At 65.4% G+C, this 6,299-nt stretch carries 7 protein-coding genes; 5 read left to right on the top strand and 2 right to left on the bottom strand.

Annotated elements, in window-relative coordinates; all coding sequences use genetic code 11:
• Positions 1-247: 247 nt before the first annotated feature.
• The 3 genes from ACREE8_RS20330 to ACREE8_RS20320 all read left to right on the top strand — a co-directional run bounded on the left by ACREE8_RS20330 (position 248) and on the right by ACREE8_RS20320 (position 2,616).
• Positions 248-805 (top strand): hypothetical protein, encoded by a 558-nt coding sequence (locus ACREE8_RS20330; RefSeq protein WP_431574838.1) that lies wholly within the window; start codon positions 248-250, stop codon positions 803-805.
• Positions 806-898: 93 nt separating this feature from the next.
• Positions 899-1,570, top strand: coding sequence for a dienelactone hydrolase family protein (locus ACREE8_RS20325; protein ID WP_431574837.1), 672 nt, complete (start codon positions 899-901; stop codon positions 1,568-1,570).
• Between the two features lie 65 nt (positions 1,571-1,635).
• The gene (locus ACREE8_RS20320) at positions 1,636-2,616 is read left to right on the top strand and encodes a C45 family autoproteolytic acyltransferase/hydolase (RefSeq protein ID WP_431574836.1); all 981 of its coding nucleotides are present in this window, start codon (positions 1,636-1,638) and stop codon (positions 2,614-2,616) included.
• A gap of 74 nt (positions 2,617-2,690) precedes the next feature.
• Here ACREE8_RS20320 and ACREE8_RS20315 read toward each other — a convergent pair whose 3' ends face one another.
• Positions 2,691-3,125 carry a hypothetical protein gene (locus ACREE8_RS20315; protein WP_431574835.1) on the bottom strand — a complete coding sequence of 145 codons (435 nt, stop codon included), beginning with the start codon at positions 3,123-3,125 and terminating at the stop codon, positions 2,691-2,693.
• 328 nt (positions 3,126-3,453) lie between these two features.
• Here ACREE8_RS20315 and ACREE8_RS20310 point away from each other — a divergent pair, with 328 nt between their 5' ends.
• Positions 3,454-4,035 carry an N-acetyltransferase family protein gene (locus ACREE8_RS20310; protein ID WP_431574834.1) on the top strand — a complete coding sequence of 194 codons (582 nt, stop codon included), beginning with the start codon at positions 3,454-3,456 and terminating at the stop codon, positions 4,033-4,035.
• 141 nt (positions 4,036-4,176) lie between these two features.
• Positions 4,177-5,466 carry an S-methyl-5-thioribose kinase gene (mtnK, locus tag ACREE8_RS20305; protein WP_431574833.1) on the top strand — a complete coding sequence of 430 codons (1,290 nt, stop codon included), beginning with the start codon at positions 4,177-4,179 and terminating at the stop codon, positions 5,464-5,466.
• On the opposite strand, the gene mtnA is transcribed toward mtnK, so the two are convergent.
• Positions 5,461-6,299: S-methyl-5-thioribose-1-phosphate isomerase (gene mtnA / locus ACREE8_RS20300; protein WP_431574832.1), on the bottom strand; the 839-nt coding region annotated here is incomplete at its 5' end. The genes mtnK and mtnA overlap by 6 nt on opposite strands.

The raw sequence follows: 6,299 nt of genomic DNA, 5'->3' as shown, positions 1-6,299 counted from the left end.
CTCATAACCTGAAGGTCATAGGTTCAAATCCTATCCCCGCAACCAAACTCACAAAGCCCCGACGCGAAAGCGACGGGGCTTTCTGATTCCAGGCGATGAGATCTGCTCAAGCCACTAGATCAAGTGCGGGGCAGCTCACCAATGAGCATGGCGAATTGACGTTTTGCCAGTGTAATATTTCCGGGCGCCAAGGATTGTGGACGGGGCAATTCCGCGTGGACCGGACATTGGGGAACCAGGGGGAACGATGTCGCTGCTGCTGGCCTTTGCGCCATTCATCGTGTTCGCGATCGTCGATCGGCTGGTCGGCTCGACGGAGGGCCTGATTGCCGGCGCCGCGGTATCGGCGGGAATTCTGCTGCGGGACTGGCTCACACCCAACCGCTCGCCGAAGGTTCTCGAGATCGGGACCTTCGTCTTGTTTGGCGGATTGGCGCTTTATACGGTGCTGGCCCATCCCACCTGGTCGATCTTCGGCGTGCGTCTCTGCGTCGATGGCGGCCTCATGCTGATCGTGCTGATCTCGATCGCCATTCGCCGGCCCTTCACGATGCAATACGCGCACGAAAAGGTCGCCAAGGAGCTCTGGGACAGTCCCGGCTTCGTTCGCACCAACTATGTCATCACCGGTGCCTGGGCGGTGGCATTCCTGGTCATGGTCGTCGCCGACCTGATCCTTCTCTATATGCCGGAATGGCCATCCCGGATCGGCATCATCGCGACGATCGTGGCTCTCGTCGGCGCTGTGAAGTTCACCGCCTGGTATCCGGAGCATCGTCGCGCCGCGGCGAGCGGATCCGCCTGAACTTTCCGAAACTTTCCTCTGCGCGCGGCCCGGCCTAAACTTTCGGATAACTCTGGTTTTCCGCTCAATCGCACGCAGCAAGGAGAGCTCCCGATGGGAAGCAAGGTCGAACTCAAGGCCGCCGACGGTTTCAATCTCGCCGGATATCGGGCGGAACCCGCCGGTGCCTCCAAGGGCGGCCTCGTGGTCATCCAGGAGATCTTCGGCGTCAACCACCATATCCGCAACGTGACCGACAGCTTCGCGGCCCAGGGCTATACGGCTTTGGCGCCGGCGCTGTTCGATCGCACCGAGCGCGGCATCGATATCGGCTATGACGAAGCCGCGATGAACCGCGGCGTCAAGCTGCGCGCGGCCATCAAGCTCGAGGACACGATGCTCGATGTCGCCGCGGCGATCCAGGCGCTCAAGGGCGCGGGTAAGATCGCCGTCGTCGGCTATTGCTGGGGCGGCTCGCTGGCCTTCCTGTCGGCGACCCGTCTCCCGGGGCTGGCCTGCACGGTGGGTTATTATGGCGGCATGATCGCGGCCCACGCGCAGGAGAAGCCGAAGGTCCCGGTGATGCTGCATTTCGGCGAGCATGACCATGGCATTCCCCTGAGCGACGTCGAGAAGATCAAGGCCGCCCGGCCGGAGGTGAAGATCTTCACCTATGACGCGGGCCACGGCTTCAGCTGCGACGAGCGCCCCAGTTTCGACAAGGCCAGCCATGAAAAGGCGCTGGGTCGCACGCTGGCCTTCTTCAAGGAACATCTCGGCGCCTAGGCGCCCCGTTCCGGCGCTTCGCGCCCGCCATTTCGATTGCCGGCGCGGTCGCCTAAGATGGCGCGATGCGCAAACGTTTCGTCTTCAGGCGCGAGGATCGACCGGGGGCCGACTGGCTGGCGCGCTTCACCGCCGGCCGAGAGGAGACCGAGCGCTGGTATCTCGGACAAGGCATGGCGGATCCGCCGAGCGCCGCCGAATGCCGGGCGGCGCTTCGCACCCATATGCCGGAGCTGGTTCCGCATTACGACCGGGCCTGTGCCCTGGTCGGGGATGACGATCTGGCCCACCGCATGCTCAGCCATTATCGCCCGCCGCCGCTCTTCAGCGGCTGCAGCCAGGCGGTCTGGCTCGGGGAGGGCGGCCCGGCGCTGGTGCGCAACTATGATTTCCCGCTCGATGTCGTCTCCGACGGCTTCGAGGCCAGCGCCTGGTCGGGACGCGAGGTCATCGCCAAGGCGCAGCGGCCCTGGGGCGGCTGCCTCGACGGCATGAATGCGGATGGGCTGGTGGCAAGCCTGACCTTCGGCGGAAGCCCCGCCCAGGGCCGCGGCTTCTCGATCATCCTGATGCTGCGCTATGCGCTCGAGACTTGTGCGGGGGTCGACGAAGCGGTCGCGGCGCTGAGCCGCATTCCGGTGGCGATGTCGCAGAATGTGATCCTGCTCGACCGGGCCGGCGCCCATGCGACCCTGTTCCTCGGTCCCGATCGCGCGCCGGCGGTGTCACGGAGCCGCGTTTGTACCAATCACCAGGAAAAGGCTCTCTCATCCGGAGCGGATGCGGAAAGCCGGTCGGTCGAACGGGAGAACGCCCTGTTGGCGGCGCTGGAAGATCCGGCGATGACGCTCGCGAACCTGACCGCGCGCTTCTTCGAGGCGCCGCTCTATTCGCGCCGTGTCGGCTTCACCACCGCTTACACCGCCGTTTACCGACCTGCCGAGGGCCGGGTCGATTATCTCTGGCCAGGAAAGCGCTGGACCCAGCGTATCGGCGGTTTCGAGGCCGGCGAATATATCCACGACTATGGCGAACTCATCCTCTAGACGCAGATTCGCCTCCGGGACGCGGAGGCCCCGGAGGCGAGGAGGATCAGATCATGGTCTCGGCGGGCAAAGGATCAGCGCGGCACGCAGCGGAAGGTGATCGTCTTGGTGCCGTTGACGTCGGTGCTGATCGTCGTCACGGCCCGCTGTCCGCCGCTGTTCGCGCAGTAGAGATCGGCGCTCTGCGTCACGCCCAGAAGATCCTGATCGGTGCTGTAGTTGTAGGGATAGTTTGGATTGTAAACCCGTGCTGACGCCATGTTGGTCGGCATCGCCGCGCACTGGAAGACCGCCGTCTTGCTGCCGTCGGACTCCGTGTCGATACGGTAGGTTTGCGCGGTGGAGTGATACTGGGCGCAATAGGCGTTGGCCTTTTCATTGGCCTGCATCAACTCCTCATCGCCGCGATACTTGTAGGTGACGGTGGGATTGGTCGAGCTCGTCTGTGTGGGCGCCGAATGCTGCGGCGCGCAGGCCGCCACCAACAGCACCGCCAGAACGGGAGCCAATCGCGCAATCTTGGGCCGAATGCCTGAAGAGGTTGTGACCATTTTGGGTTCCTCGGGGCAATTGTGAAATCGGAAATCCTCCTGGGCGTGCGGATTGGGCAGCGAGCCCGTGACCCACAAGAGACATTCTGGCTCGCGATTTTTGAGCCCGCGGACCGCGCCAAGGGACATTTCATAGAGCAATGCTCAGCGTCGAGACCGGTTCCCCCGTGCCTTGAGATCGCCTCGATCTCGCGGCTTGATGCCCTGCAACGGGAACGTCAAACTGTCGACGATCCTGTCCGGGCGAGGGGAGGCGGTTTTGGAATCAGGGCGCGGGATGTCAGCCTTGCGGATTCGGCGCGCGCAGCCAGCCGACGCGCGCAGCCTCGCGGCACTGATCGAGATCGCGGGCGACGGCATCCCCGGCTATCTCTGGACGCAGATGGCCAAGCCCGGCGAGACGCCGCTCGATGTCGGCGAACAGCGTGCGCGGCGCGAGGAGGGCGGCTTCTCCTATCGCCATGCGACGGTCGCCGAGATCGATGACGAGATCGCCGGGATGATCCTGGCCTACCGGCTGCCGGACATCAGCGACGAGGACCGCAGCAGCCTGGCGGAGCTGCCGGCGTTCCTGCGGCCTTTCGTGGAGCTGGAGTTCGAGGTTCCCGGCAGCTTCTACATCAACGCCCTGGCGGTCCATGCGCCTTACCGGTCGCAGGAGATCGGCGCGCGGCTCCTGCGCAAGGCCGAGGGCCAGGCGATCGAAGCGGGGTGTCACCAGATGAGCGTGCAGCATTTCCTGCTGAACCCCCGGGCCGGCGCCTTCTATCGGCGCCATGGCTTCCGCCCGTTCGGCGAGCGAGCCCTGATGCCCCATCCAGCCCACCCGCAGGAGGATCGATCGATCCTCCTGGTCCGCGATCTCTGAAGCCGGGCCTGCGGGCCGTCCGGAGCGTCCGTTCCTACCGGATCGTTGATCTGGCCCCGAGTTCTCAGCACCATGGCGGCGCGGGTGGAACCGGCCGAAAAGAGGCCGGCGGCCGCGGGGACGGAAAACAAGGGGGAATCGATGGCGATCGAGACGCCGCCCGGCTATCGGCCGCTCGATGCGGGATCGCTGCCGGCCTATCTGGCGGCCTTGCCGGGCATGGCGGCGAGGCTGGGAGGACGCTCCGAGGATTGGGAGGTGGTGGAGGTCGGCGACGGCAATCTCAACCTCGTCTTCATCGTCCGGGGGCCCGGCGGCGGCGTCTGCGTCAAGCAGGCCCTGCCTTATGTGAGGCTGGTCGGCGAGGGCTGGCCGATGACCCTCGCCCGCACCTTCTTCGAGCAGCGCTATATGCGGGAGCAGCTTCCGCATGTGGGCCGCTATCTGCCCGAGCTCTATCACTATGACCCGGCGCTCTATGCGATGGTCATGGAGCTGTTGACGCCGCATATCATCATGCGGCGCGGAATGATCCAGGGCGTCCGCTATCCGGCTTTCGCGGCGCAGATCGCCGATTATCTGGCGCGCTCGCTCTATTTCACCTCCGATCTGGCGCTGCCGGCCGGGCAGAAGAAGCAGCTCACGGCCGTCTTCGCTGGCAATGCCGAACTCTGCAAGATCACCGAGGATCTGATCTTCACCGACCCCTATCGGATCAGCGAACGCAACCGCTGGACGACGCCCCAGCTCGACGATCTCGCCGCCGAGTTCCGCGAGGACACCGCGCTCAAGCTCGCCGTGTCGCGGCTCAAGCTGCGTTTCCTGTCCTCGGCCGAGGCGCTGATCCATGGCGATCTCCATACCGGATCGGTCATGATCACCAAAAACGACGCCCGCGTGATCGATGCCGAATTCAGCTTCGTCGGACCGATGGGATTCGATATCGGCGCCGTGATCGGCAATCTGCTGCTCTCCTATTTCAGCCAGGACGGACATGCCACGGCGGCCGATCCGCGCGGCGACTATGAGGACTGGATCCTCGAGACGATCGAGCATGTCTGGGACGGATTCTCGGAACGCTTTCTCACTCTCTGGCGCCAACAGGCGGGAGCGGGCGATGCCTATCCGCCCGCGCTGTTCGCCGACGAGACGGGCCAGCGGGCGCTCGAGGCCGAGCGGGGCGACGTGATGTGGGGCCTCTATGACGACACGCTGGGATTTGCCGCGGCCAAGATGATCCGCCGGATCCTGGGCCTGGCCCATGTCATCGATCTCGAGCAGATCGGGGACCCGGATCGCCGCGCCCTCTGCGAGAAACGCGCCCTCCGGATGGCCCGGGAGCTGATGGTGCAGACGGAGCGCTATCCGTCCATCGCCGACCTGACGCGCGCGGCGCGCGACTGGCGCCGGCGCAGCGCGGCCACCCTATGAGGCGGGCTGGCCGCCTCGCGCTTTCTCGGGGAACAGGGCGGCGAGCCCGGCACGGGATGCGGGCGCGACGCCGCGCTCGGTGATGAGGCCGGTGATCAGCCGCCCGGGCGTCACGTCGAAGGCGTAATTCGCGACCGGGCTGCCCTCGGGTGTCAGGCGCACGGTCTCGATGCCGCCCTTCGCTGTCCGGCCGGTGATATGCGAGAGCTCTGCCGGGCTTCGCTGCTCGATCGGAATCTGCGCGATGCCGTCGGACAGGCTCCAATCGATCGTCGGCGAGGGCAGGGCGACATAGAACGGCACCTTGTTGTCGTGGGCCGCGAGCGCCTTCAGATAGGTACCGATCTTGTTGGCCACATCGCCGGTTGCGGTGGTGCGGTCGGTGCCGACGATGCAGAGATCGACCTGGCCATGCTGCATCAGATGCCCGCCGACATTGTCCGCGATCACGGTGTGCGGCACGCCGTGATTCAGGAGTTCCCACGCCGTCAGCGACGCCCCCTGGTTCCGGGGCCGGGTCTCGTCGACCCAGACATGGACAGGAAGACCGCGATCATGCGCCAGATAGATCGGCGCCGTCGCCGTGCCCCAATCGACGGTGGCGAGCCAGCCGGCATTGCAATGGGTCAGGATATTGACCGGCTGGCCCTTGGGTTTGCCGGCGGCGGCCTGCTCGATGAGCCGAAAGCCATGGCCACCGATGGCCTTGTTGATGGCGACGTCTTCCTCGCAGATCTCGGCCGCGAGATGGCGCGCGAGGTCGGCGCGCTGCAAGGCGGGCTGGTTCCGCAAGGCCTCGCGGATCCGATCCAGGGCCCAGCGCAGATTGATCG

It is taken from the genome of Hypericibacter sp. (assembly GCF_050729195.1).
In the GTDB taxonomy this organism is placed as follows: Bacteria; Pseudomonadota; Alphaproteobacteria; order Dongiales; family Dongiaceae; genus Hypericibacter.
Note: the sequence above shows the minus strand (reverse complement) of the source record. Positions and strands in the feature narration are given on the sequence as shown.

Excerpts from the sequence above, each read along its gene's own strand:
- ACREE8_RS20330 (WP_431574838.1), top strand. The coding sequence starts at position 248 with ATGTCGCTGCTGCTGGCCTTTGCGCCATTCATCGTGTTCGCGATCGTC.
- ACREE8_RS20325 (WP_431574837.1), top strand. The coding sequence starts at position 899 with ATGGGAAGCAAGGTCGAACTCAAGGCCGCCGACGGTTTCAATCTCGCC.
- ACREE8_RS20320 (WP_431574836.1), top strand. The coding sequence starts at position 1,636 with ATGCGCAAACGTTTCGTCTTCAGGCGCGAGGATCGACCGGGGGCCGAC.
- mtnK (WP_431574833.1), top strand. The coding sequence starts at position 4,177 with ATGGCGATCGAGACGCCGCCCGGCTATCGGCCGCTCGATGCGGGATCG.